The sequence below is a fragment of the Tardiphaga sp. 813_E8_N1_3 genome, assembly GCF_051811025.1.
Taxonomy (GTDB): Bacteria; Pseudomonadota; Alphaproteobacteria; order Rhizobiales; family Xanthobacteraceae; genus Tardiphaga.
In genome coordinates this window covers 4,021,904-4,045,968 of the sequence record NZ_JBPWQE010000001.1, presented here as the reverse complement: position 1 = coordinate 4,045,968, position 24,065 = coordinate 4,021,904, and the positions used below count along the sequence as shown (strand labels likewise).

At 61.3% G+C, this 24,065-nt stretch carries 21 protein-coding genes and 1 pseudogene; 13 read left to right on the top strand and 9 right to left on the bottom strand.

Translation table 11 applies throughout. The features are described from left to right. Window positions 1–33: 33 nt before the first annotated feature. From AB8A33_RS19105 to AB8A33_RS19090, 4 genes are all read right to left on the bottom strand, one after another. Window positions 34–1,464 carry an NAD(P)-binding domain-containing protein gene (locus AB8A33_RS19105; protein WP_439094160.1) on the bottom strand — a complete coding sequence of 477 codons (1,431 nt, stop codon included), beginning with the start codon at window positions 1,462–1,464 and terminating at the stop codon, window positions 34–36. Continuing rightward, window positions 1,461–2,219: an SDR family oxidoreductase gene (locus AB8A33_RS19100; RefSeq protein ID WP_439094159.1), complete on the bottom strand. Its 759-nt coding sequence runs from the start codon at window positions 2,217–2,219 to the stop codon at window positions 1,461–1,463. The genes AB8A33_RS19105 and AB8A33_RS19100 overlap by 4 nt, the downstream gene beginning before the upstream one ends. Window position 2,220: 1 nt before the next feature. Continuing rightward, window positions 2,221–3,198 (bottom strand): NAD-dependent epimerase/dehydratase family protein, encoded by a 978-nt coding sequence (locus AB8A33_RS19095; protein WP_439094158.1) that lies wholly within the window; start codon window positions 3,196–3,198, stop codon window positions 2,221–2,223. 289 nt (window positions 3,199–3,487) lie between these two features. Then, on the bottom strand, window positions 3,488–4,378 hold the full coding sequence (locus AB8A33_RS19090; protein ID WP_439094157.1) for a LysR family transcriptional regulator: 891 nt from the start codon (window positions 4,376–4,378) through the stop codon (window positions 3,488–3,490). A 95-nt stretch (window positions 4,379–4,473) separates the two neighbouring features. On the opposite strand from AB8A33_RS19090, the gene AB8A33_RS19085 reads away from it, so the two are divergent. The 4 genes from AB8A33_RS19085 (at window position 4,474) to AB8A33_RS19070 (ending at window position 10,099) form a co-directional block, all read left to right on the top strand. Next, complete coding sequence (locus tag AB8A33_RS19085; protein ID WP_439094156.1) at window positions 4,474–5,448, top strand: NAD(P)H-dependent flavin oxidoreductase; 975 nt, start codon at window positions 4,474–4,476, stop codon at window positions 5,446–5,448. Window positions 5,449–5,558: 110 nt separating this feature from the next. Further along, a complete protein-coding gene (locus AB8A33_RS19080) occupies window positions 5,559–6,683 on the top strand; it encodes an ABC transporter substrate-binding protein (protein ID WP_439095980.1) in 1,125 nt (374 codons plus the stop codon). 53 nt (window positions 6,684–6,736) lie between these two features. Then, window positions 6,737–8,284: an acyl-CoA synthetase gene (locus AB8A33_RS19075; RefSeq protein ID WP_439095979.1), complete on the top strand. Its 1,548-nt coding sequence runs from the start codon at window positions 6,737–6,739 to the stop codon at window positions 8,282–8,284. Window positions 8,285–8,431: 147 nt separating this feature from the next. Next, on the top strand, window positions 8,432–10,099 hold the full coding sequence (locus AB8A33_RS19070) for a methyl-accepting chemotaxis protein (protein WP_439094155.1): 1,668 nt from the start codon (window positions 8,432–8,434) through the stop codon (window positions 10,097–10,099). A gap of 97 nt (window positions 10,100–10,196) precedes the next feature. Here the strand turns inward: AB8A33_RS19070 and AB8A33_RS19065 are convergent, their stop codons facing one another. Next, a complete protein-coding gene (locus tag AB8A33_RS19065; protein WP_439095978.1) occupies window positions 10,197–11,681 on the bottom strand; it encodes an aldehyde dehydrogenase family protein in 1,485 nt (494 codons plus the stop codon). Continuing rightward, window positions 11,681–11,899, bottom strand: a complete 219-nt coding sequence (locus AB8A33_RS19060) for a hypothetical protein (protein ID WP_439094154.1) — start codon at window positions 11,897–11,899, stop codon at window positions 11,681–11,683. The genes AB8A33_RS19065 and AB8A33_RS19060 overlap by 1 nt, the downstream gene beginning before the upstream one ends. A gap of 49 nt (window positions 11,900–11,948) precedes the next feature. Between AB8A33_RS19060 and AB8A33_RS19055 the strand changes: the two are divergent. Both AB8A33_RS19055 and AB8A33_RS19050 read left to right on the top strand, forming a co-directional pair. Next, window positions 11,949–12,799 (top strand): annotated as a pseudogene (locus AB8A33_RS19055) (SDR family NAD(P)-dependent oxidoreductase). A 20-nt stretch (window positions 12,800–12,819) separates the two neighbouring features. After that, window positions 12,820–13,800, top strand: a complete 981-nt coding sequence (locus AB8A33_RS19050; protein WP_439094153.1) for an aldo/keto reductase — start codon at window positions 12,820–12,822, stop codon at window positions 13,798–13,800. A gap of 186 nt (window positions 13,801–13,986) precedes the next feature. On the opposite strand, the gene AB8A33_RS19045 is transcribed toward AB8A33_RS19050, so the two are convergent. Beyond that, window positions 13,987–15,486: an aldehyde dehydrogenase gene (locus tag AB8A33_RS19045; RefSeq protein WP_439094152.1), complete on the bottom strand. Its 1,500-nt coding sequence runs from the start codon at window positions 15,484–15,486 to the stop codon at window positions 13,987–13,989. 303 nt (window positions 15,487–15,789) lie between these two features. On the opposite strand from AB8A33_RS19045, the gene AB8A33_RS19040 reads away from it, so the two are divergent. Next, window positions 15,790–15,969: a hypothetical protein gene (locus AB8A33_RS19040; RefSeq protein WP_093761044.1), complete on the top strand. Its 180-nt coding sequence runs from the start codon at window positions 15,790–15,792 to the stop codon at window positions 15,967–15,969. Window positions 15,970–16,084: 115 nt separating this feature from the next. Further along, a complete protein-coding gene (locus AB8A33_RS19035; RefSeq protein ID WP_439094151.1) occupies window positions 16,085–16,306 on the top strand; it encodes a hypothetical protein in 222 nt (73 codons plus the stop codon). A 248-nt stretch (window positions 16,307–16,554) separates the two neighbouring features. Here the strand turns inward: AB8A33_RS19035 and AB8A33_RS19030 are convergent, their stop codons facing one another. Both AB8A33_RS19030 and AB8A33_RS19025 read right to left on the bottom strand, forming a co-directional pair. Then, window positions 16,555–16,878 carry a hypothetical protein gene (locus AB8A33_RS19030; protein WP_439094150.1) on the bottom strand — a complete coding sequence of 108 codons (324 nt, stop codon included), beginning with the start codon at window positions 16,876–16,878 and terminating at the stop codon, window positions 16,555–16,557. Between the two features lie 466 nt (window positions 16,879–17,344). Continuing rightward, complete coding sequence (locus AB8A33_RS19025; RefSeq protein ID WP_439094149.1) at window positions 17,345–18,145, bottom strand: GntR family transcriptional regulator; 801 nt, start codon at window positions 18,143–18,145, stop codon at window positions 17,345–17,347. Window positions 18,146–18,494: 349 nt separating this feature from the next. Between AB8A33_RS19025 and AB8A33_RS19020 the strand changes: the two genes are divergently transcribed. The 5 genes from AB8A33_RS19020 to AB8A33_RS19000 all read left to right on the top strand — a co-directional run bounded on the left by AB8A33_RS19020 (window position 18,495) and on the right by AB8A33_RS19000 (window position 24,046). Beyond that, window positions 18,495–19,553, top strand: coding sequence for an ABC transporter ATP-binding protein (locus tag AB8A33_RS19020; protein ID WP_439094148.1), 1,059 nt, complete (start codon window positions 18,495–18,497; stop codon window positions 19,551–19,553). Window positions 19,554–19,561: 8 nt separating this feature from the next. Continuing rightward, window positions 19,562–20,581 (top strand): ABC transporter ATP-binding protein, encoded by a 1,020-nt coding sequence (locus AB8A33_RS19015; protein ID WP_439094147.1) that lies wholly within the window; start codon window positions 19,562–19,564, stop codon window positions 20,579–20,581. A 19-nt stretch (window positions 20,582–20,600) separates the two neighbouring features. Beyond that, the gene (locus AB8A33_RS19010) at window positions 20,601–22,154 is read left to right on the top strand and encodes an ABC transporter substrate-binding protein (protein WP_439094146.1); all 1,554 of its coding nucleotides are present in this window, start codon (window positions 20,601–20,603) and stop codon (window positions 22,152–22,154) included. Window positions 22,155–22,217: 63 nt separating this feature from the next. Next, entirely contained in the window at window positions 22,218–23,174 is a 957-nt protein-coding gene (locus AB8A33_RS19005) for an ABC transporter permease (protein WP_439094145.1), read from the top strand. Next, complete coding sequence (locus AB8A33_RS19000; protein WP_439094144.1) at window positions 23,171–24,046, top strand: ABC transporter permease; 876 nt, start codon at window positions 23,171–23,173, stop codon at window positions 24,044–24,046. The genes AB8A33_RS19005 and AB8A33_RS19000 overlap by 4 nt, the downstream gene beginning before the upstream one ends. The last annotated feature ends 19 nt before the right edge of the window (window positions 24,047–24,065 follow it).

Sequence of the window (24,065 nt, the reverse complement as noted above, 5' to 3'; positions counted from 1 at the left end):
GAGGAGTTTTCCCGCTCGGGATGGTTTGGTTCGTTAGCTTTTCGGCGCAGCTTCCGGCTGCCGCGTGATAGTGACTTGTGGAACGTCGTAGGCCTCGAACGCGGTCCAGTATCGCTCGATATCCGCGCGGAACAAGCCGCGCGTCAGACCATGCACCAGTTTCGGAATCGCAGTTGTCATCGCATTGATCGATGACCCCGACGGGCCGAAGCTCATGGTGGACGCAATTGCGAAAAGGTGGATGTCGGTGACCCACGGCGTGGTGTTGGGAACGCGTTCCATCAGTGCGTAATCATCGCCAAGGTAGGGGAAGCAGCCGAGGCGTGGGCTGAGTTCGGTATCCGGTGGCTGGTAGCGATCAGACCAGATCGCGATATTGCTGGCGCAGCTCTGTAGCTCGCGACGACTCGCAAAATCCAAGTCGATTCCGGTGCCGCAGATCACAAAGTCCGCCGTGAAGGTGCCCTGTGGTGTCTGCAACGTAACTTGGTTGCCCATTTTTTGTGCTAACTGAACGGGCGCGTTTTCGTGGAGATGGAAGCCGGCATGCCGCGCGCAGCGATCCCAGGTCGGCTGCGGGAAGCCTTCGCGCAAATCCATGAGCCGGTGCATGAAGCGCCAGCGCCAGGCATCGTCGAGTTCGCTGAAGTGACGCAGCAGGCCGCGGAAGGTTAGCCAGTGGTAGGGCTGCACGATCTGGATTTCCGCGCGGCGGCACAACAGGTGCACCTCAGCGCCGGCTTCGAGCGCGGTCGCCGCATTGTCGAAGGCGGATGCACCGGCGCCGATCACGGCGACGGTCTTGCCGCGCAGGGCTTCGAAATCGATATCCGCGGATGCGTTGACGCAGAGTGACGGTGGCAGGTGCTGGAGCTGCTCCGGAATCATCCAGTCGCCCATGCCTTCCTGGCCAGTGGCCAGAACGATCTTGCGCGCGTGAATGACTTCAATACCGCTGGCGCTCTGCACGGTGGCTGCAAGCAATCCGTTGGCAGCCGGCGCGATATCCAGGACTTCGCAGCCATTGCGCACAGGCACGCTGGTGGTGCGCCTGAACCACAGCAGATAGTCCGCCCAGTGTCCACGCGGGATGCGATCGAGCGCCTGCCAGTGCTCCTTGCCGAACATGGCTTCATGCCATGACTGATAGGTGAGGGACGGAATATCCAGATCAGGCCCGGTGAAATGCTTCGGGCTGCGTAGCGTCGGCATGCGGGCGTAGGTGAGCCAGGGGCCTTCGCGGCCTTCGGCGCTTTTGTCGACAACGAGTATGTTGGTGACCTGAGACCGCAACAGGCCGAAGGCCGCCGTGACGCCGCCCTGACCAGCGCCGACGATGAGGACGTCCAGCGCGGGGGTGCCATCAGGCGCGGATTTCGGCGTGAGCCACGGCATATTCGGATGGGCGATCTTGTGGAGATCGTCGCGGACCTGCGCTTCCAGCGCCTTGAGCGCGTCATTCATGCGGCGAGCCACCCGCCGTCGACCGGCAAGACGGTGCCGGTCGTGAAGGAGGATGCATCGCTCGCCAGATGCAGTGCGGTCTGCGCGACTTCCTCGGCCAGACCGAAACGCTTCATGGCGTGACGGTTGCGCGAGGCTTCACGTACGGGTTCGGGGTCTGCATGGCGCGCGAAGCTGCGGCGCAGCAGGGGCGTGTCGATGGCGCCCGGCGCGATCGCGTTGACGCGAATGCCGTCGGTGGCGAAATCCACGGCCATCGTGCGTGTCAGGCTGATGATTGCGCCCTTGGCAGCGATATAGGCGCTGTTGCCCTTGCCGCCGGCGATCGCAAGCTGCGAAGCCAGCGTGATGATCGAGCCCTTGCCTTGCTTCTGCATTTGCGGGACAGCCGCACGCGCCCACAGCCAGGTGCCGCCGACATTGGTGCGAAACACGGCGTCCCAATCTTCTGGCGCTGTGGTCACCACGGTGCCGCCGCAGGAAAAGCCGGCTGAGGTCATCAACACGTCGAGCTGACCGCGCCGCGCAATGATCTCGCTGGTGACTGTCTGCGCAAAATCGCCGTCGCCGACATCGCCGAGATGCATCGACGCCTCGTTTGCACTAGGCAGCATCGCCAGTGTTTCTTTCAATGCCGCCTCGTCGCGATCAACCAGTTCGACAAACGCGCCTTCTTGCGCAAACAGCATAGCGCTGGCTTGGCCGATGCCGGAGCCTCCGCCGGTGATGATTGCGGTACGTCCCTGAAGTCTCATCTCATCGTCCTTCGCTATGCCGTGCAGACCAGTCGATCAGATCCGCGGCTGAGTCGGCGCAGCCGAATTTGGCGCGCCATCCGAACTCCTGCTCCAATCGCACGACCGATAGTGGTGCCCTGTCGCTGTCGCTGTGCAGATCGATGGTTGGAGTTTCGCCGGTGCTCGCCAGGCGGCAAACAAAGCCCGGATTGGACTCCGCCAATTGTTGGCCCCATTCCAGCGCTGACCACGGCGTGCTGCTTGAGATGTTGTAGAGGCGATGCTGCGTTTTCGGTGCCTCGATCAGCAACGTCATGGCATCGGCGACATCGGGCGCATAGATCCAGTCCCGCACGCCGGAACGGACCAGAATGGCGGCGCTCTGCTTCGCCTGCGCTGTGAAAATCTGCATTAGCGGGCTGAGCGTATCGCGCACGCCCGTTGCGCGCTCCCAGGGTCCGAACACGGCGCTGAGCCGCACGCTGATGAAATCGGTTTGCCAGAGCGCGGCGAGGCGGGCCGCGACCTTCTCGGATGCGAATTTGGTGATGGCGTAGAGCGAGACGGGATCGCAGGGCAGTTCCTCGTCAAGAACAGGATATTTGAACGCGGAGGTGCCGTATGCTCCAGCGGACGACAGATTGATCACGCGCTTGACGCCATGGCGGCGCGCGGTGATCAGGATCGGCGTCTGCGCCATCAGATTGACCTGCAGGATGCTTTCGGGATCGGCGGCATCGCGCTCCGTACCCGCGGTGATCGCAGCGCCGAGAACAATCGCATCGAAGCCGGTTGCGATGACGCTGTCGATCAGTGTTCGGTCAAGCACATCGCCGACGATCACCGAAAGCCTGTCGCCATAGTCAGCGAAGGCAGGCTGCGCCGCTGGTGGCAGGCCCGAACGGTCGAACAGGGTCACCACATGGCCGCGCTTCAAAAGGGCTTCCGCGATATTCAATCCGACAAAGCCGGTGCCGCCAAAAACGAGAATCTTCATCGATCAGCCTATGAACCGCGGGGCGGTCCTTTGCCCCTCTTTGGACCATCGCGTCTCATGTCCCAAGCACGTTTTGCAGGCGCGCAGCGCACACTTGAGTGGCATTCCGGCACACGCAACAATTTGCCGCAGCCGGAGCTTGTCGCATCTTCCGGCGGATGTCACTCGCTGGAGAATTTTCGGCGATGGCCGCCTTCGGCTCCATCATCCGCCATGGCGGGATCGTCACCGTGAGCGAGATTGTCGATACGTATTGCCTGCAGGCGAAGGGCCGGGCAAGTGCAGTGCATCAACGGCCGCGTAGTAGGGCGCGGTCGTCACGCGCGCAGGCGGTGATGAATTCCAGCACCGCGCGCACGGACGGCTGATCGGTGAGGTCGGGATGCGCCAGCAGCCAGATGTCCGACAGGCTGGTAAGTTTCTGCGGCGCCACGCGCACCAGATCCGGATGCGCGTCGCCGACGATGCAAGACAGCACGCAGATGCCGATGCCGGCACTTACGGCTGCCAGCATGTCGGCCTGCGACGAGCAGCGGATGGCGACAGTCGCATCCTTGGTGACGTGATCGCTCCAGCGCCCGAGTTCGGAATTCGACGACTTGTCGGCAAAGCCGATCACCGTGTGATCTCTCCATGCACCACGTTGCTCCGGCAGCGGGCATCGCGCCGCATAGTCGCGTGAGGCATAGAAGCCGACGCCGAGCTTGGCGATTTTCCGTCCGGTGAGATTTTCTTCGCCAGTCTGATAGAGGCGCAGCACGATATCGGCTTCCCGCTTACGCACGCTGACCGGGAACGGGTGCGTCACCAGCTGAATCTCGACGTGAGGGTGCTCGCGGATGAAGGCGCCGATATGCGGCATCAGCCAGAAATTCGCCAGCGTCGGCCCGATAGATACTTTGACCACGCCCCTTGCGCTCTGGCCAGACGCGCCGGCCACGGCTTCCGCCTTCAGCGCGGCCTCGGCCATTGCCCTGGTGTTCTCGTGAAACCGCCGCCCGCGGGCAGTTAACACCAGCCCTTCGTCGGAGCGCACGAACAGCTTGGTGCCAAGTTGCTTCTCCAGCGCCGCGACCTCACGGCTGACGGTCGGGTGGCTGGTGCGCAATTGCCTGGACGCGCCGAGATAGCTTCCGGCATCGACCACGGCATTGAAGGTGCGACAGAGATCCCAGTCCATGTGATCAAATCCGGAAGGCTTATTGTTCAAATTCGAACAACACGCGCGGGTGGTCAACCCCTATAGTTCGATTACAAAAATATAAGGAAACGCTTATGTCGCTCCCCAAAGCTCTCGACGGCACCCTCGAGCTGCCTGTGCTCGGTTCCCCGCTGTTCATCGTCTCCGGTCCTGAACTCGTCATTGCGCAATGCAAGGCCGGTATCGTCGGTTCGTTCCCAGCGCTGAATGCGCGGCCGGTGGAAGTGCTCGATCAATGGCTGACGCGCATCGAGGACGAGCTCGCGGATTACAAGGCGAAGAATCCCGGCAAGAAGGTCGCGCCCTATGCGGTGAACCAGATCTGCCACGCGTCCAACGACCGGTTGATGAAGGACATGGAAACCTGTGTGAAGCACAAGGTTCCGATCATCATCACGTCATTGCGCCCGCCGTCGGAAATCGTCGAGGCCGCGCATTCCTATGGCGGCGTCGTGTTTCATGACGTTATCAACGTCAAGCACGCGCGCAAGGCGGCCGAGCAGGGCGTTGATGGACTGATCCTGGTCTGCGCCGGTGCCGGTGGTCATGCCGGTACGTTGTCACCCTTCGCCCTAGTACGTGAGGTGAAGCAGTGGTTCAAGGGGACTGTGCTGGTATCCGGTGCGATCTCAGACGGTTACGGGATTGCGTCGGCGATCGCGCTCGGCGCGGACCTCGCCTATATGGGCACGCGCTTCATTGCGACCGAAGAAGCCAATGCCGACCCGGCCTACAAGAAGGCGCTGACCGAATTCGCCGCGCATGACACAGTCTACACCAACCTGTTCACCGGCATTCACGGCAACTATCTCGGCCCGTCCATCGCAGCCGCCGGCCTCGATCCCGACAATCTCCCGGTGGCTGACAAGACCAAGATGAACTTCGGTTCCGGCGGTAACATGAAGGTCAAGGCCTGGAAGGACATCTGGGGTTGCGGCCAGGGCATCGGACAAATCGTCGATGCGCCGCCGGTCGCTGAACTCGTCGATCGTCTCAAGCGCGAATACGCAGAGGCGACCTCGGACTTTGCGAGACGGGCACGCGCATAAGCGCGGCCCGATAAAAACAAAACGGGGAGTGGACAATCATGGCATCAGCGATGCTGAGGACGTTTGGGCTTTTGGCCCTTGCGATAAGCGTGCATGCAACGACGCAGGCGATGGCCAACACCAAGGAAGAAATAAAAATCGGGCAGACGCTTCCCTATAGCGGTCCGCTCTCGGGCTTCGGCGTGATCGGCCGTGCGCAGGAGGCCTATTTCGCCAAACTCAACGCCGACGGGGGCATCAACGGGCGCAAGATCAAGTTCATCAGCCTCGATGACGCCTATTCGCCGCCGAAGACCGTGGAGCAGACCCGCAAGCTGGTCGAGCAGGACGAGGTCCTGATGATGTTCGGGACACTCGGCACCGCGACCAACAATGCGGTGCATCGCTATCTGAACAGCAAGAAGATCCCGCAACTGTTCGTGCTGTCAGGCGCGACCAAATGGGCCGACCCGAAGGCGTTTCCGTGGACCATGCCGGGAATGGCTGCCTATGAATCGGAAGGCGTCGTCTATGCCAAGCATGTTTTGAAGACCAAGCCGGATGCGAAGATCGCCATCCTGGCGCAGAACGACGATCTCGGAAAAGACTATGTGGCCGGCTTCAAGCGCGCCCTGGGCGACAAGGCAGCGAAGATGATCGTGTCCGAGGCGACCTATGAGACCAGCGCTCCGACGATCTCGTCACAGCTCGCAGCGCTCAAGTCGTCAGGCGCGAATGTCCTGTTTGGTGCGGTGGTCGGCAAGTTCTCGTCGCAAATGATCAAGGGCGTTGCCGAAATCGGCTGGAAGCCGGACCTGATGTTTGTCCCGACCTCGGCCTCGTCGGTCACGTTTCTGGAGCCTGCCGGCCTCGACAATGCCACCGGCCTGATCACGTCGAGCTATCAGAAGGACATCAATGACGAGCAATGGGCGAACGACGAGGACGTGAAAGCCTATTTTGCCTTCATGAAGGAGAGCCTGCCGTCGGCTGATCCGCGCAACACCAACTATGCGACGGGGTTCGTGAATGCTCATCTCATCACGCATATCCTCAAGGCGTGCGGCGACGATGTCAGCCGGGAGAATATTCTGCGTCAGGCAACGTCGATGAAGAACGTCAAACTGCCGTTGCTGCTGTCGGGTGTCACGGTGAGTACCAGCAAGGACGATTATCTCTCGTTCCAGCAGCTGCGGCTGCGCCGTTTTAACGGCAAGAACTGGGAAGGCTTTGGCGAATTGCTCGACGACCAGTGAGCGCTTGTGCCATCACATCGACAGAAAAGAGATCGAGGCCGGCAACGGCTTCGATCGATTCAAGAACAGAGCAAGGGCGGACTATGATTATCAGCGGTGATCGTGCGATCAGCTATCCGGACATCATGGAGCGCATCGCCAAGGTGGCGACCGGCTTCAAGAGCCTCGGGGCAGGGCCCGATGCACCCGTCGGCATGATGCTCCGTAATGATTTCGCCCTGTTCGAAACGGCGTTCGGCGCGGGTGCGTTGGGGGCGCGCGTGGTGCCGATCAACTGGCACCTCAAAGGTGAGGAGGTCAGCTATATTCTTGCTGACAGCGGCGCGAAGCTGCTGGTCTGCCACGCTGACCTGCTGCCGCAGATCGCGGAAAGCCTGCCGAAGGGATTGCCGATTCTGGTCGTCCGCACACCGCCGGAAATCGCAACGGCTTATGACGTTAGCGAAGCCGCCACGCAGGTGCCCGCCGGTCATACCGACTTCGATGCGTGGCGCGACCAATACGCGCCGATGGACAATGTGCCGAAGCGCGCGCTGACCATGTTCTATACGTCGGGCACGACCGGTCGTCCGAAGGGCGTCACGCGCGCGCCGATGACGCCCGAACAGGCCGCGGCATCCGAGCGCGTCGGCGGCATCGCCTATGGACTGAAGCCGAACGAGAATCAGATCATCCTGATGAACGGGCCAATGTATCACTCGGCGCCGAGTTCCTACGGGCTGATGGCATTCCGCCATGGCAGCACGATCGTTCTCGAACCGCGCTTCGATCCCGAAGATCTGCTGCAACTGACCGAGAAACACCGCATCACCAACATGCATATGGTGCCGACCATGTTCGTGCGGCTGCTGCGGCTGCCGGACGAAGTGAAGTCGCGCTACGATCTGTCATCGTTGCGTTTCATCATCCATGGCGCGGCACCATGCCCGATCCATGTGAAGCAGGCGATGATCAAGTGGTGGGGACCGGTCATCAACGAATATCTCGGTTCCACCGAGACCGGCGTGCCGATCTGGCATTCGTCGGAGGAAGCTCTGAGGAAGCCGGGCACGGTCGGCCGCACCATCGAGGGCGGTGTGGTCAAGATCTTCGACGCCGATGGCAAGGAATGTCCGGTCAATGTGCCCGGTGAAATCTTCATGCGGCAGACCTCGGTACCGGATTTCAACTATCAGGGCCGCCCCGACGCACGGGCGGAAGCCGGTCGTGAGGGCCTGATTAGCGTGGGCGACGTCGGCTATCTTGACGAGGATGGCTATCTCTTCATGTGCGATCGCAAACGCGACATGGTCATCTCTGGCGGTGTGAATATTTATCCTGCCGAGATCGAGAATGCGCTAATCGGTATGGACGGCGTGCGTGATTGCGCGGTGTTCGGCGTGCCCGACGACGAGTTCGGCGAGCGGCTGGTTGGCTGCGTGGAACTCGAAAGCGGCGTGACGCTCGCGGTGCCAGAGATCCAAGCCTGGCTTAAGCAGAAGCTCGCCAACTTCAAAGTGCCAAAGGAAATCCACTTCCATGATGCGCTGCCGCGTGAATCGACCGGCAAGATCTTCAAGCGCAAGCTGCGGGATCAGTATGGATCGTCGACGGTGGCCTAAGGGTACATCAGCAAAATGGATGGACCGATCAGAAACGAAAGCATACCGGCTCACCAATTGGTAACGGTGACGTAGCAATATACCAACGGTTGCGTCGCGGCGGGTTTCGCGGCGACGCATTGGTTGACCACGGGCCGGGGGGCCATATTGCTTCATTTCCTTGAACGTAAGTCACATCAATCTGCCCAGGCGCAGGCTGATGCCATCAGCCGCTCGCAGGCGGTAATCGAATTCAAGCTCGATGGCACGATCGTTACGGCCAACGAGAACTTTCTGACCACGCTGGATTACTCGCTCGGCGAAATTTGTGGCAAGCATCACAGCATGTTCGTGGAACCCGCGGTGCGTGACAGTGCCGCCTACCGCGAATTCTGGGCGAGGCTCGGCAAAGGTGAATTTCAGGCGGCTCAGTATCGACGTATCGGCAAAGGCGGCAGGGAGATCTGGATCCAGGCGTCCTACAATCCGGTGCTGGATAAAAGCGGTAAACCCACCGGCGTCATCAAGTTTGCAACCGACATTACCGCCGAGAAAATCCGCAGTATGGAGGCGGATGGCAAGATCGCTGCGATCGATCGCGCGCAGGCGGTGATCGAGTTCAACATGGACGGCACGATTATCACGGCGAACGACAATTTTCTCAGTGTGGTCGGCTACGCGCTTCCCGAAATTCAGGGCAAGCATCACAGCATGTTCGTCGAGGCCGCCGAGCGTGACGGGGCCGCCTACCGCGCGTTCTGGGACAGCCTCAATCGCGGTGACTATCAGGCGGCGGCTTATAAGCGTATCGGGAAGGGGGGCAAGGAGGTCTGGATCCTGGCTACTTACAACCCGATCCTCGATGAACGCGGCAAGCCTTTCAAGATCGTAAAATTCGCGACCGACGTCACCAAGCAGAAATTGAAGTCCTCTGATAGCGACGGGCAAATCGAGGCGATCGAAAAGTCGCAGGCGGTGATCGAATTCCGCATGGACGGCACCATCGTCAAGGCCAATCAGAATTTCCTCGATGCCGTTGGCTATGCGCTGAATGAGATCGCGGGTCGGCATCACAGCATGTTCGTTGACCCTGCGGAGCGAAGCAGTGCCGCCTATGCGGACTTCTGGGCGAAGCTTAACCAGGGCCAGTATCAGGCTGCCGAATACAGGCGGATCGGCAAGGGCGGTCGCGAGATCTGGATTCAGGCCTCGTACAATCCGATTCTCGATCTCAACGGCAAGCCGTTCAAGGTGGTGAAATATGCGACCGATACCACGGCGCTCGCGATGGGTCGCATGAAGGCGGCGCGAGCCCGTGCGCTTATCGATTCCGTAGCCTCGGGCAGCGAGGAGATGAGCGCGTCGATCCGGGAGATTTCGGAGACCATGGTCAAGTCACGCCTGACGGCGACCGGTGCTGCCGAACGCGTTCAGGCGGCTGATGCGCAGGCGCAGCGGCTGAATGACGCCGCGCAGGCCATGGGTGGTATTGTTGAGCTGATCGGTAACATCACCAGCCAGATCAATCTGCTCGCGCTCAACGCGACAATCGAATCCGCCCGCGCCGGCGAAGCCGGCCGCGGCTTTGCTGTCGTGGCATCGGAAGTGAAAAACCTTGCCAATCAGGCGAAGCAGGCGACCGACAAGATCACTTCCGAGATCGATGGACTCAACGGCGTCAGCGGCGACGTGGTCAGCGCGCTTGGTGCGATCAAGAGCGCCATCGAAGAGGTGAACGAGTTCGTCAACTCGACCGCAGCAGCGGTCGAAGAGCAGAGCACGGTGACCGCCGATATGTCGGTGAACATGCAGAGGGCAGCAGCCGAGCTGGCCTGAGCGGCTCGACTGATCGGACCAAATAAAAAGGCGCGGGGCTGATTGCCTCGCGCCTTTCGTGTTTCAGGTCGCGTGGATCAGGTGTTGATCCCAAGGATCATGTATTGATCCAGACTGCCTTGATGTTGAGATATTCGTCGATGTGGTGGACGCCGGACTCGCGGCCATAGCCACTCATCTTGTAACCGCCGAACGGAACGGCGGGGTCCATCGCCTGATAGCAATTGATCCAGACAGAGCCGGCCTGCAGGGACTTGGCGAGGCGATGCGCCTTGCTGACATCCTTGGTCCAGACGCCGCTGCCGAGACCGAAGGTCGTATTGTTGGCACGCTGCACCAATTCGTCCATGTCGGTGAACGAGATTGCAGAGATGACCGGTCCGAAGATCTCTTCCTGCGCGATCTTCATGTTGTCCTGGACGTTGGCGAACACGGTGGGCTGCACGAAGAAACCCTTGGCGAGGTCGCCGTCGGTCAAGCGGCCGCCACCCGACAGTGCCTTGGCGCCTTCGCCGGCACCGGTCGTCAGATAGCCGGTGACGCGGTCGAGCTGTTCCTTGGAGACCAGCGGTCCGAGCTGGATGCTCGGATCGACGCCGTTGCCGACCTTCAGCTTCTTGGCGAATTCGGCGACCTTGCCGACGAATTCGTCATAGATCTTCTTTTCGACGAACAGACGGGTGCCTGCGCTGCAGATCTGGCCGGAATTCGCGAACACCGCCATCGCAGCACCCGGCACGGCCGCATCAAGATCGGCATCGGCGAACACGATGTTCGGCGACTTGCCGCCGAGCTCCAGCGAGACGCGCTTGAGATTACCCGCCGAGGCGCGGATGATTGACTGGCCGGTGAAGTGCGAGCCGGTAAAGGCGACCTTGTTGACATCCTGATGTGAGGCGAGGGCTGCGCCGGCGGTTTCACCATAGCCGGGCACCACATTGATGACGCCAGCGGGGAAGCCGGCCTCCAGTGCAAGTTCACCAAGACGCAGCGAGGTCAGCGGCGCTTCTTCCGCCGGCTTCAGCACGATGGTGCAGCCGGTGGCGATCGCAGGGCCAATCTTCCACACGCTGGCTGACAGCGGCGAGTTCCACGGAATGATCGCGCCGACGACGCCGACCGGCTCCTTCAGCGTATAGGAGAAGATCTCGCCGGGCAGTGAGTTCTCGATGGTCTCGCCATAGATCAGTGTGGCCTGGCCGGCATAGAAGCGCAGCATGCCGAGGATGCGCTGTTTGCCCGCGAAGGTGCGCATCACAGGCGCGCCCATATCGAGCGTATCGAGCAAAGCGAGTTCATCGAAATGCTTCTCGACGAGATCGGCGAATTTCAGCAGCAGCGCCTGACGCTCATAGGGTTTGGCCTTGCTCCACGGGCCTTCGAAGGCGCGGCGCGCAGCAGCAACGGCGAGATCGATATCCCCGGCGTCGCCTTCGGCAACGGTGGCCAGCAGCTCACCGGTAGCGGGGTTATGCGTCTCGAACTTCTTGCCCGACTTCGCATCGACCCATTTTCCGTCGATCAGCATCTGCTTGTAGGAGCCGTTCGCGTAGGGGTGCGCGGTGGCGGAGATTGGCTGCATCAAGCCCATTGTGATCCTCCCGGACGTTTGATTGAAGTGTCGTTGTAGCGCGCGAAATATATCGTTTTCACGAAGCGGGTAAAGGCAGGGAACCCGCGGCCTTCTGCATGGGTGATCTTCGCGACCAATTCATGATCGTGAATTTGTTCGCGGTGTCGTGAATGCGGATTAGTGTCGTGCGTGATATTGAGAGCGCCATGTTCATTTGTCCGGATCATGTCCGATCCGTTGGACGCCTTCTAAAATTCCGAATTGCTGGAGTGCACCATGTCCCACGCCGCTCTGTCCGCCGGTTCTGTTGCCGTCATCACGGGAGGCGCCTCGGGCATTGGTCTCGCCGCGGCGATGAGTTACGCGCGGCTGGGCATGCGCATCTGTATCGTCGATCTCGGCGAGGATCGTCTCGCCAAGGCTGCCGCCCAGATCGCTGGTGCTGCGAAAGGTAGGGGCGACAATGTGATGACGGCCGCCGCCGATGTCAGCGACATCAGCGCGATGACCCGGCTTGCCGTAGATGTGCAGGCCCGCTTTGGTGGCTGCGACGTGTTGATGAACAATGCCGGCATCCAGGTGCCGACCTCGGCGCTCGGCCCGCGCGACAATTGGGAGCGGCTTATCGGCGTCAATCTGTGGGGCATCGTCAATGGCTGCCAGGCCTTTGGAGCGGGTATGATCGCGCGCAAGCGGCTGGGCCTGATCATCAACACCGGCTCGAAGCAGGGCATCACAACGCCGCCCGGCAATCCCGCCTACAATGTCTCCAAGGCGGGTGTAAAGGCCTATACCGAAGCGCTGGCGCACGAGCTGCGCAACACCGAGGGATGTCAGGTCTCCGCGCATCTGCTGATCCCCGGCTTTGTCTTCACGCCGCTCGCGGCTGGCGGTCGTAGCGAGAAGCCGGATGCAGCGTGGACAGCCGAACAGACCGTGGACTTCATGATGCAACGGCTCGACGCCGGCGACTTCTACATCCTCTGCCCGGACAACGACGTACCGTGCGCGCTGGACGAGCGCCGCATGTTGTGGGCAATCGGCGATGTGGTCGAGAACCGTCCGGCATTGTCGCGCTGGCATCCGATTACGCCGATGCCTTCGCAGACTTCGTGAAAAGAAAATAGAACCACAAGGGAGAAACGCCGTGGACTATGTCAAATTTGGAAACACCGGCCTGGATGTCTCGCGTCTGTGTCTGGGGTGCATGACCTATGGCATCTCCGATCGCGGCGCGCATGCCTGGACGCTCGACGAGGAAAAGAGCCGGCCGCTGATCAAGCAGGCCATCGAGCTCGGCATCAATTTTTTCGACACGGCGAATGTCTATTCGGATGGCACGTCGGAGGAAATCGTCGGCCGCGCGCTGAAGGATTTCACACGACGCGATGACGTGGTGCTGGCGACCAAAGTGTTCAATCGCATGCGGCCGGGGCCGAATGGCATGGGCCTGTCGCGCAAGGCGATCATGACCGAGATCGATCATAGCCTGCGCCGGCTCGGCACCGATTATATTGATCTCTACCAGATCCATCGCCTCGACAAGAACACGCCCATCGAGGAGACGTTGGAGGCGCTGCACGACGTCGTGAAAGCCGGCAAGGTCCGCTATATCGGTGCGTCCAGCATGTATGCGTGGCAATTCTCCAAGGCGCTCTATACGTCGCGCCTAAACGGCTGGACCGAGTTCGTCAGCATGCAGAACCACGTCAATCTGCTGAACCGCGAGGAAGAGCGCGAGATGCTGCCGCTCTGCGCCGATCAGAAGATCGCCGTGATGCCGTGGAGCCCGCTGGCGCGCGGACGCCTGACGCGCGCGTGGGATGAGGTGAGCGAGCGCCAGCAGAGTGATGAATTCGGCAAGACGCTCTATGTGCAGTCCGAGGCTTCCGATCGCAAGATCGTCGAGCAGGTGGCCGCGGTCGCCAAGGCGCGCGGAGTACCGCAGGCGCAGGTCGCGATGGCCTGGCTGTTGCAGAAGAAGGGGATCACGTCGCCGATCATCGGCGCGTCGAAGCCGGCGCATCTGACCGATGCGGTGGCGGCGCTGTCGTTGAAGCTGACGAGTGAGGAGATTTCTGCCCTTGAAGCGCCGTATGTGCCGCATGCGGTGGCGGGATTTGGTTAGGCGTTGATAAAAAAGCGGAAGCCAATGACGTGCTCGGTCACCTCTCCCCACCGGGGAGAGGTCGGCGCGTAGCGCCGGGTGAGGGGGCACTCTGCTGGAGTGTGGCATCCCTCACCGCCGGGGAGAGGGAGCTCACTGCCGGGTGCTTGAACTCAAAAGAAGGTCAGCCGCTTCGTGCCGGCTGCGTCAGCTATACCGCTTCTCCTGACCGTCATCGGCATACCAGTCGAACGGATCATCCGACAGATTGACGATCACGTTCTGTATCTGGGTGTATTCCTCATAGGCGACGATGCCGTTCTCGCGGCCGATGCCGCTCATCTTGAAGCCGCCCCATGGCGAGCAGGGATCGATGCGGTGGTGGTCGTTGATCCAGACGATGCCGCTTTCGAGCTGATGCGCCACACGGTGGGCGCGGGTGACGTCGCGGGTCCAGATCGAGGTGGCCAAACCGAATTCGGTGCCGTTGGACAGCGCGATCGCTTCCTCTTCGGTGTCGAACGGGATCACGACGACCACCGGCCCGAAGATCTCTTCCTGTGCGATCCGCATATTGCTGGTCACATTCGTGAAAATGGTCGGCTGGTGATAGTAGCCGTTCTCGAACAGCTTGCCATCCGGGCGCTTGCCACCGGCGGCAAGCGTCGCGCCTTCTTCCAGACCGATTTTGACGTAGCGCTCGGTGAGTTCGCGCTGTTTGGCCGAGACGAGGGGGCCCATCTGCGTCGCCATGTCTTGCGGATCGCCGATCCGGATCGCATTGGTGCGCTTCACCAGTTCGGCGACGACGGCGTCATGCACGGAGCGTTGCACCAGTAGCCGAGCACCCTGCACGCAGGTCTGACCGGTTGCGATGAAGGACGCGAACAGGGCAGCCGCGACGCCGCGCTCGATGGGCGTATCGTCGAACAGGATGACCGCGGCTTTGCCGCCGAGCTCGGCCGCCACCTTGGTGAGGTTGGCGCCGGCCAGCGATGCCACCATCTTGCCGGTCTCGGTGCCGCCCGTGAGGTCGATCTTCTTGATGCGTTTGCTGGTGGTCAGCGCCTTGCCGGCGGTGGCGCCATAGCCGGGCACGACATTATAGACGCCGTCGGGCACGCCGGCTTCCTTGAAGATGTCGCCCAGCAGCAGAGGCGTGATCGGTGCCAGTTCGCTCGGCTTCACCACCATCGTATTGCCGGCTGCCATCGACGGCGCGATCTTCTTGGTGAGGATCAGGAGCGGATGATTCCATGGCGTCACATGGCCGACGACGCCCAGCGGGACACGGCGGGTATAGTTCAGGAAGTTGCCGCCGAAGGGCGGGACGGTGTCCTCATGGGTGCGCGCCAGCGCGCCGAAATAGCGAAACCATTCCGGCAGCCGGCCAAGTTGCGCGCTCATCTCGCGGCGGGCGCGGCCGATCTGATCGATCTCGATGGTCACCAGTTCGGGGAGTTTCTTGGCCAGCAATTCGCCGGCCCGATGCATGATGTCGCCGCGCACCGCGCCCGGTGTCGCCGCCCAGCGCTTGCCAGCGTGTTCGGCGGCGTCGATGGCCAGATCGACATCCTTCTCGTCACCTTCGGCGACATCCGCCAGATGGCTGCGGTCCTTCGGGTTCTCGATCCTGATGGTGCGGCCGGTCGAGGCTGGTTGAAACCGGCCATCGATATAAAGCCCGAATGGGCGACCATCGTTCATCATTGGCATGTCCTTGAATTTGCATCGTGATCGGCCTGACGGCGGTAGCCGCTTTGACGGACTATGACTAATCAGAAACAGGTGATTTTGCGATCAACGCGCGGTTGCAGCGCGGTGATTGAAGCGGATCGCTGAAACCGATCGCAGAAAGTCGCCTGTGGATTCTTTGAGCCCGGAAAGGCGCCCTTAACCGGTATTCATGCACGGTGGCGATGACGCCGAGGACTCCGGTATCGTTTAATATTGATGCAACGCTTAGCCGATTATTGAAGGCAACCGAAAGCGTGGCAGGAGATTTTTTCAATGACCAAGCTAGACGCGGAAGTCGACGATCTCATCGCCGCCTGTCACGGTGACACACGCGGTACCGTGGCGGCACTCATTCTCGTCAATCAGCAACTCGAGACCGAACTGGCCGAGCTGCGTGCGCAGATGGCCGCGCGGCCGTTTGATGAGCAGATGGTGCACGCTGTTCTGCACTGATTGGTGACTTGATGCAGCGCAAGTGCGCCACAAGATTCGCCGTGTATAAATTCAAACTCGGCTGGGATTCGGGACGCCCTTTTGGCGTAATCGGAATCCCGGGATGGAGGTTTGAATGCCCAGACAATTTGGACTGAAGGCGACATCGATGGCAGCGTCGACGCCCGCGGCGACGTGCAAAACGACGCTTGGCCTGATCGGATGGATGTTTGCGCCGAAGAACCGCGTGTCGCGTAGCGCCGCAGCGGTGAGGCGCTCATCGTCATACACGGCGCTTCCCTATGCGCCTGCGAGCTGGCGCGGCCCTCGTGGCCGACGATCGGTCTCGGCCAACTGAAGCCCGCACGACGTCGGCGTTAGTGAGGCGGGCGTTTGTCGGCCCCGGGCCGTGCGTTGATACCAGGCTCGTCCAGAAACTTGTTGGTCGGGGATGGGTCGTCTGTCAGCCAGTCCACGAAATGGACGGCATTCTCGATCCAGTCCATCAATCTCGTCCAGGCGCGTGTCAGGGCATATGGCATGCCGATTAGTCGCAGATAGCGCGGTTCGGGTTCAGCGGACCAGCAAGAGCAGCGAATTGGGCCGTCAGGCGGCCTTCATCATTGTCGGCTGGTCGTTGCCAGTTGTGCAGTCGGTAGCAATCTGATCGTCACTCAGTTGCCTGCGACGTAGGGCGGACTGCATCTTGCCGAACACCTCGACGACAGTACGGAGCTCCTTGCGCAGCTCTTCGATCTGCTTCGGCCTCGGTCCCTCGTGATATCCCCGCAAATACCTGGCCGCGGCGACGATCTCCAGCGAAACCGGCGCCTTCAGCTTGACGGCGAGCACCAGTCCTTCTCCGATCGCCTGCTGCAGGAATGCTATCGTATCTGCGAGCAACAGCTCGCGTCCTTCATGCCGGTCCATGATGTCGCCGCCGATTCGCTCAGGTTGATGCTGAGAGAAGGGTGCCGCGTTATGGGTAATGAACAGTCACGAAAACCTTGCGCGGATTGATGGGGGCATCAATGCGGAGGGATGACATTGCTCACCACTGAGCAAGTTTCTCGCCAAAGCGAGCGTGGCAGCGAATGAGAAGGAATGTGATCGCGACGATGAAAACGAGAGCCAGCCCGCCAACCATTCACCAGCTCTTCGATGCTTCTGCGGAAATACTAATCTCGGAAACAGTCTCCATGCCGGGCTCCTGTTGAAGCCGACGGACAAAATTTTCCGCGAGTGTATATCTGAAAAGGCCAGCCTTTTGCGCCATCTCAATCCCCGTACATCTCTATCGAGTTGAGGCTGGTGCGACACGCTCTGTGTGCGTCTTACCTTTTTGGCTTGATGAACTGCGAGTCGCTACCGTCTGAGCCCGCCGTCCCTTCGAATTTCACCCGCGCGGAGCGGGCGCAATGTCCGCCGGCATAATATCGTGCCCATCGCTATGTGTTAGCGCACTCAGGTCGAATGTCTCTCCGCGAATGCGCGATAGGGTGGACAAGGCGCGGTCGCGATCACTTTCCAGAAGCTGACCGAGATGTGTGACAGCGGCATTCGGCTTGCGCTGCCGGATCGCCTTCAATGTCGACGCCATCAGGTCGGCGCTGAGTCGGCGGATGTCGCGGGTCTGATAGTCCAGCGGCGTCTTCCATATGGTTTCCCATACGGTTTGATTGGCAAGGTCGGTGAGCAGTTCGACGAGCAGTTCGTTGCCCGAGCCGCGCGCAATGGTCTTTACCGCGCGCGTCGTGGTGTGTGCGAAAGCCATTGGATCATCGATCTCGACTGCGACTCTCAACTCGTCGCAGCGGCGCGCCAATGTGTCGATGAAGCTTTCGACCGGCGTGGTCGCCATGGTGCGCACTGCCAGCATCGACAGTGCGGTGCGGACATTAAACAGGTCAGCCACCGATTTGAGTGACAGCGGCCTGATATAGGCGCCGCGCCGCGGAAAGATGTCGACCAGGCGCCGGCGCTCGAGAATGCGGATCGCTTCACGGATTGGGCCACGGCTGACGCCGAAATCGCGCGCCAGGTCGAGTTCGACAAGGCGCTCGCCCGCTTTGCGGCGACCGGAGACGATCTCGGCACCGAGTTCCTCCGCAACCTGGTCGGGGATCGTGCGCGGCGCAAATCTCCGTTCGACGTCGTGCTGGTTATCATTGAATGGCCTGCGAAGTGTCGCTGCCATGGCCGCCTCCTGTCGATGCGCGCTTGCCGCGTCATACGGTCCTGTCTACCGTAGAAGTCAATTGTTGACAATTGACAGTCGATGCCCCTTCATTGGGTTACTGTCGCTTCAATACATACCGGCTCAAGCCGGATCGCGATGGAACGTCCCGGTGCAGGATCTGCAGAACAGGGATGGCAAGGGAGGTGAACATGGCGGCTCTGTTCGCGTCGGCGCATGTCCGACTGACAACACCCCAACAGACACGCGTCTGCGGCTTTCATCCGTATGTGCAAGCGCGGCACCGGCAAACCCTGCAGCAGTGGATGACGCGCGGCGTCATGGGTCGTGCTCCGGCTGGCGAAGCGCGATGACAGGCGCGATCGACATCTCCGCTCCTACGGCAGCACGCGTTGCCGGAGTGCCCGACGCGGGCGTTTCGCCGCAGCCGCTGCTGGAAGTACGCGATCTATCGCTGTCTTTCGTGACTGCGAAAGGCGCTCTGCCGATCACCCGCAATGTGAACTTCACCATCGCGCCGGGCGAGCGCGTCGGTCTGGTCGGTGAAAGCGGCTGCGGCAAGACGGTCACGGGGCTCTCATTGTTGCGGCTGCTTTCGCCGCAATCGGCGCGAATCCAGGGCGATATCCTGTTCAACGGAACCAACCTGGCCACGCTGTCGCCGCGACGCATGCGCGCCGTGCGCGGTCGTGAGATCGCGATGATTTTCCAGGAGCCTATGAGCGCGCTCGATCCTGTCTTTACGGTCGGCGACCAGATCAGCGAAGCCTATCGCGTCCATTTTCCAGTCAGTCGCGCGGAGGGGCGCGAACGAGCGATTGTGGCGCTGCGTGAAGTCGGCATTCCCGCGCCGGAGCGGCGCTGCGACGAATATCCGCATCAACTCTCGGGCGGCATGCGTCAGCGCGTGATGATCGCGATGGCATTGATCTGCAAGCCGAAGCTGCTTGTGGCCGACGAGCCCACCACGGCGCTCGATGTGACCGTGCAGGCGCAGATCACCGATCTCTTGCGTTCGTTGAGCGAGCGTACCGGCACGGCATTGATCTTCATTACCCATGATCTTGGCGTCGTCGCCGAAACCTGCACCCGCATGATCACCATGTATGCGGGCGAGGTCGTCGAGGACGCGCCGGTGGACGACGTGCTGACGCGGCCGCGTCATCCCTATACGTCAGGACTGCTGCGCTCGCTGCCTGGCCTGAGCAAGCGCCGCGGCGTGTTGGCCTCGATCCCCGGCCGTGTTCCATCGCCGAGCGCGATGCCCGCTGGCTGCCGCTTCCGCGCGCGCTGCAGCCACGCCGTTGCGGGCTGCGCACAGAACCAGCCGATGGTCGAGATCGGGAATGGCCGTGCCGCGCGCTGCTGGCGTGCTCCCGAACTCGTGCTGCCGGGGGCGGTGAATTGATGTCAGGTATGCGGAACCACAATCGGGACAGCGGCATTCTCGCGGTGCGTGACTTACGGATCCTGTTTCCGACCCGCGATGGCCGCGACACCGTCAAGGCGATCGACGGCATGGATTTCGAGGTCCGCGCTGGCGAGACCTTCGGCATCATCGGAGAGTCTGGCTCGGGCAAGACCACGCTTGGCCGTGCGCTGGTGTCGCTGCTGCCGCCGAGTCATGGCCAGATCCTGCATGATGGGACCGATCCGGCTGCCCTCGGAACAAGCGCGTTTCGCAAGCATCGCCGCGATTACCAGATCATCTTCCAGGATCCGAATGCCGCGCTGAACCCGCGCATGACCATCATCGATAGCGTGGTCGAGCCGCTGGAAATCATGGGTGAGGGCGATCACGCCTCGCGCCGCCACCGCGGCATCGAGGTACTGGAGCGTGTCGGCCTCGCAGCCGAGGCGGCCGATCGTTATCCGCACCAGCTGTCCGGGGGCCAGAAACAGCGCGTCAACATCGCGCGCGTGCTGACGCTGCGACCGAAGGTCATCGTCTGTGACGAAGTGGTCGCAGCGCTCGACGTCTCCATTCGCGGCGACGTGCTCAACCTGTTTGCCGACCTGCAGCGCGAATTCGGCCTGACCTATGTGTTCATCACCCACGATATCTCGGTGGTCTCGCATATTTCGGATCGCATTGCCGTTACCTATCTCGGCAAGTTGATGGAGCTCGGCCCGGCCGAGGACGTCGTCGAACATCCGCTGCATCCTTATACGCGAGCACTGCTCTCGGCTGAGCCCGTCCCCTTGCCGTCCCATCTGCGCGTCGATCGCCGCATCATTCTCGAAGGCGAAATTCCGAGCCCCGTGGCGCCGCCGTCGGGTTGCCGCTTCCGCACGCGCTGCCCGTCGGTGCAACCGCGTTGCGCGAAAGAAGTCCCGGCCTGGCGCGACGTCAAGCCAGGCCATCGGGTCGCCTGTCATTTCGCCACCGCCGACGGACCACCAGCCGACAATCAAAAAGCGCAACGCGCATCATAATCACCGGGAGGATTTTCGAATGACCACCATCGATCTGGGCAAGCGGACGCTGCGCCGTCGTGACATTCTCGCGCTGATGGGGGGCGCCGCGGCCACTGGCGCGCTTGGCCTGCCAGCCTGGGCGCAGGAGGCCAAGAAAGGTGGCGTGCTGAAAGTCGCTGCACCGGCCAATCCGTCGTCGCTGGATCCCGCCACAGGTGGCGCCGGCTCGGATCACAGCATTCTGTGGACCATGTATGACACGCTGGTGGAGTGGGACTACGAGACGCTGAAGCCGAAGCCCGGCATGGCGAAGTGGTCGTTCCCCGATCCGAAGACCATGGTGCTCGACATCACCACCGGCATCAAATTCCACGACGGTACGGCAATGGATGCGGAAGCCGTGAAATTCAATCTCGAACGCAACCGCTCCGACCAGCGCTCCAACATCAAGCCCGATCTCTCCAGCGTAGACGCGGTCGAGGTCACCGGCCCGCTGCAGGTCACGCTGAAACTGAAGAACCCGGATACGGCGCTGCCAGCCATCCTGTCGGATCGGGCCGGCATGATGGTGTCGCCGACCAATATCAAGGCGCTTGGCAACGAAACCGACCGGAAGCCGGTCGGCGCGGGTCCGTGGAAATTCGTGCGCTGGAACGACAACGAGATCATCGTTGTCACGCGCCATGATCAGTACTGGCGCCAGGGCCGGCCTTATCTCGACGGCATTGAGTTCAACATCATTCCGGAAAACGCCACAGCCTTGCGTTCGGTTGTCGCCGGCCAGAACGACATGGCATTCCAGCTCCCGGCGCGCCTGAAGCCGGTGATCGAGCGTGCCAAGAATCTGGAGACGGTGAGTTCACCGACGCTGTATTGCATTCAGCTCTATCTGAACTATGCGCGTTCACCGCTGGACAATCTCAAGGTTCGTCAGGCGATCAATTTTGCGCTCGACCGCGATGCCTTCGTCAAGGCGGCGCTGAACGGTCTGGGCGAGGCGGCACGCATGACGTTGCCGAGTTCGCACTGGGCGTTCAACAAGGACGTCGCCGGCCTGTATCCGTACAACACGGAGAAGGCGAAGCAGTTGCTCGCCGAAGCCGGTTACAAAGATGGCCTCGAACTGACCATCGGCGGCTATACGGATCAGGATTCCGTGCGGCGCGGCGAGGTGATCCAGGATCAGCTCGGAAAGGCTGGGATCCGTCTTAAATTCACCCGCGGCACCATCGCAGAAATCAGCGCGCAGTTCTTCGCTACGGAAAAGAAGTTCGATCTCCTGGTATCGGCCTGGACCGGTCGCCCCGATCCGAGCATGACCTATGCGCTCGGCTTCGACAAAGGCGCCTATTACAATGCCGGGCGCGCTGCCGACCCTGAACTGTCCAAGCTGATCCAAGAAAGCCGTGTCAGCGAGGATCTCGCCAAGCGCGCCGAAGTGTTCGCGAAGATCCAGAAGTTCACGGTGGAGAACGCATTGTCCGCCCCGCTCGCATTCCAGTTCGAACTCGATGCGCTGTCCGCCAAGGTGAAGGGCTTCAAGCCCAATCTGCTCGGCAAGCCGAAATTCGAAAACATCTCGCTCGGCTGACGTCGCGGCTTGGCCATCGGCGCCGCGACCGTCGCGGCGCCCTTACTCCGGTTGGAATGGTGCATGTTGAATTCCTCGCGTCTCCGCATCATCGGTCGTCGGCTGCTGCAGTCGATCCCGGTGGTCGTGCTGTCGACCTTCATCGTGTTCGGCCTGCTCAAGCTGGTGCCGGGCGATGTTGCGGTGACGCTTGCTGGCGACAATGCGTCGGAGCAGCGGATCGACGAAATCCGCGAGCTCTATGGCCTGAACCAGCCGTTCCTGCTGCAATATGGCTCATGGCTCTGGAAGGCGGCGCATGGCGATCTCTCCAGCTCGCTGATCTCCAACGAAGCGGTGCTGACCTCGATCCAGCGCTGCTTGCCACATACGCTGCTGATCGTTGCGCTCGCGCTGTTCACGGCGATGCTGGTCGGCATTCCCCTCGGCATTGCCGCGGCGACCAAGCCGGGCTCGTGGATCGACGGCTTCGTCATGGCGATCGCCTCGCTCGGTGTCGCCGTGCCGAATTTTTGGCTCGGCATGCTGCTGGTGGCGTTCTTCTCGCTGCAGCTCAATTGGCTGCCGGCCACGGGTGCAGTATCGCTCATGAAAGATCCGTGGGCGTCGTTCAGTCACGCCATCTTGCCGGCGGTGGCGCTTGCGTCCGGTGGCATTGCCGAGGTGGCGCGGCAACTGCGGTCGTCACTCGTCGAGATACTGTCGTCGCAACAGGTTCGCACGCTGCACGCCAAGGGTTTGCCGCCATCGTCGATCCTGTGGCGTCACGGCTTGAAGAATGTCAGCGTCAACCTGCTTACTGTCGTTAGCCTGCTCGCGAACCGCCTGCTCGCGGCGACTGTCGTGGTCGAGGCGGTGTTCGCGATTCCCGGGATGGGCGGATTGATCGTCAACGGCGCGATGAACCGCGATTTCCCGGTGGTGCAGGGCGTGGTGTTCACCATGGTGCTGATCGTCGTCACGCTCAATCTGCTCACGGACATTCTCTACAGTGTCCTCGATCCGAGGATTTCGTCATGACGGATGCTGTGATGGCGCCCGAGCGTCGGCCGGCACGTCTCTCGGGGTTTGTACGCTGGTTCGTCAGCGATCTACGCGGTGCTTTCAGCCTGACTTTCCTCGTCGCGCTATTCATGATCTCGGTCCTCGGCCCGTGGATCTCGCCATACGCGCCGGCCGCACAGGATCTCGACGCGGCACTGGCGACCGTGTCGACTCAACACTGGCTCGGCGCCGACGATCTCGGGCGCGATACGCTCAGCCGCCTGATCTATGGAGGTATGGCGTCGCTCTATGCGAGTTTCCTTGCGGTTACGATCGCCGTTCTGATCGGCGTGCCGGTCGGCATTATCGCTGGCTATCTCGGTGGATGGGTCGACACGGTGATCAGCCGTGTCATCGACAGCTTCCTGTCGTTTCCGGCAATCGTGCTGGCAATCGCCGTGACAGGAGCGCTCGGCATCGGCCTCACGAACGGCATGATCTCGGTTGGCATCGTGTTTTCGCCGCAACTGGCGCGACTGGTCCGGGCGCGCACGTTGGTGGTGCGCAATGAGCTTTATGTCGATGCCGCACGTTGCTTCGGCGGATCAACGCCGCGCATCCTGTGGCGCCACGTGCTGCCGAATGCCATCCAGCCCGTGATCGTTCAGGTTACGCTGCTGCTCGCAGCGGCATTGCTTGCTGAAGCCAGTCTCAGCTTTCTCGGTCTTGGCATTCAGCCGCCGGATCCGAGTTGGGGCGGGATGCTGGCGCGCGCTTATCAGAACATGGAGATCGCCCCGGAGCAGATGTATCCGCCCGGCCTGGCGATCCTGTTCACCGCACTGGCCTTCAACACACTGGGTGAATCGCTGCGCGTCGCGCTCGATCCGACAATGAAACGCAACTGACACAAGATCAAAAACAAGG

Coding starts and splice junctions, on each gene's coding strand:
- AB8A33_RS19105 (WP_439094160.1), bottom strand. CDS start 1,464: ATGAATGACGCGCTCAAGGCGCTGGAAGCGCAGGTCCGCGACGATCTC.
- AB8A33_RS19100 (WP_439094159.1), bottom strand. CDS start 2,219: ATGAGACTTCAGGGACGTACCGCAATCATCACCGGCGGAGGCTCCGGC.
- AB8A33_RS19095 (WP_439094158.1), bottom strand. CDS start 3,198: ATGAAGATTCTCGTTTTTGGCGGCACCGGCTTTGTCGGATTGAATATC.
- AB8A33_RS19090 (WP_439094157.1), bottom strand. CDS start 4,378: ATGGACTGGGATCTCTGTCGCACCTTCAATGCCGTGGTCGATGCCGGA.
- AB8A33_RS19085 (WP_439094156.1), top strand. CDS start 4,474: ATGTCGCTCCCCAAAGCTCTCGACGGCACCCTCGAGCTGCCTGTGCTC.
- AB8A33_RS19080 (WP_439095980.1), top strand. CDS start 5,559: ATGGCCAACACCAAGGAAGAAATAAAAATCGGGCAGACGCTTCCCTAT.
- AB8A33_RS19065 (WP_439095978.1), bottom strand. CDS start 11,681: ATGCAGCCAATCTCCGCCACCGCGCACCCCTACGCGAACGGCTCCTAC.
- AB8A33_RS19060 (WP_439094154.1), bottom strand. CDS start 11,899: ATGATCCGGACAAATGAACATGGCGCTCTCAATATCACGCACGACACT.
- AB8A33_RS19045 (WP_439094152.1), bottom strand. CDS start 15,486: ATGAACGATGGTCGCCCATTCGGGCTTTATATCGATGGCCGGTTTCAA.
- AB8A33_RS19040 (WP_093761044.1), top strand. CDS start 15,790: ATGACCAAGCTAGACGCGGAAGTCGACGATCTCATCGCCGCCTGTCAC.
- AB8A33_RS19035 (WP_439094151.1), top strand. CDS start 16,085: ATGCCCAGACAATTTGGACTGAAGGCGACATCGATGGCAGCGTCGACG.
- AB8A33_RS19030 (WP_439094150.1), bottom strand. CDS start 16,878: ATGGACCGGCATGAAGGACGCGAGCTGTTGCTCGCAGATACGATAGCA.
- AB8A33_RS19025 (WP_439094149.1), bottom strand. CDS start 18,145: ATGGCAGCGACACTTCGCAGGCCATTCAATGATAACCAGCACGACGTC.
- AB8A33_RS19020 (WP_439094148.1), top strand. CDS start 18,495: ATGACAGGCGCGATCGACATCTCCGCTCCTACGGCAGCACGCGTTGCC.
- AB8A33_RS19015 (WP_439094147.1), top strand. CDS start 19,562: ATGCGGAACCACAATCGGGACAGCGGCATTCTCGCGGTGCGTGACTTA.
- AB8A33_RS19010 (WP_439094146.1), top strand. CDS start 20,601: ATGACCACCATCGATCTGGGCAAGCGGACGCTGCGCCGTCGTGACATT.
- AB8A33_RS19005 (WP_439094145.1), top strand. CDS start 22,218: ATGTTGAATTCCTCGCGTCTCCGCATCATCGGTCGTCGGCTGCTGCAG.
- AB8A33_RS19000 (WP_439094144.1), top strand. CDS start 23,171: ATGACGGATGCTGTGATGGCGCCCGAGCGTCGGCCGGCACGTCTCTCG.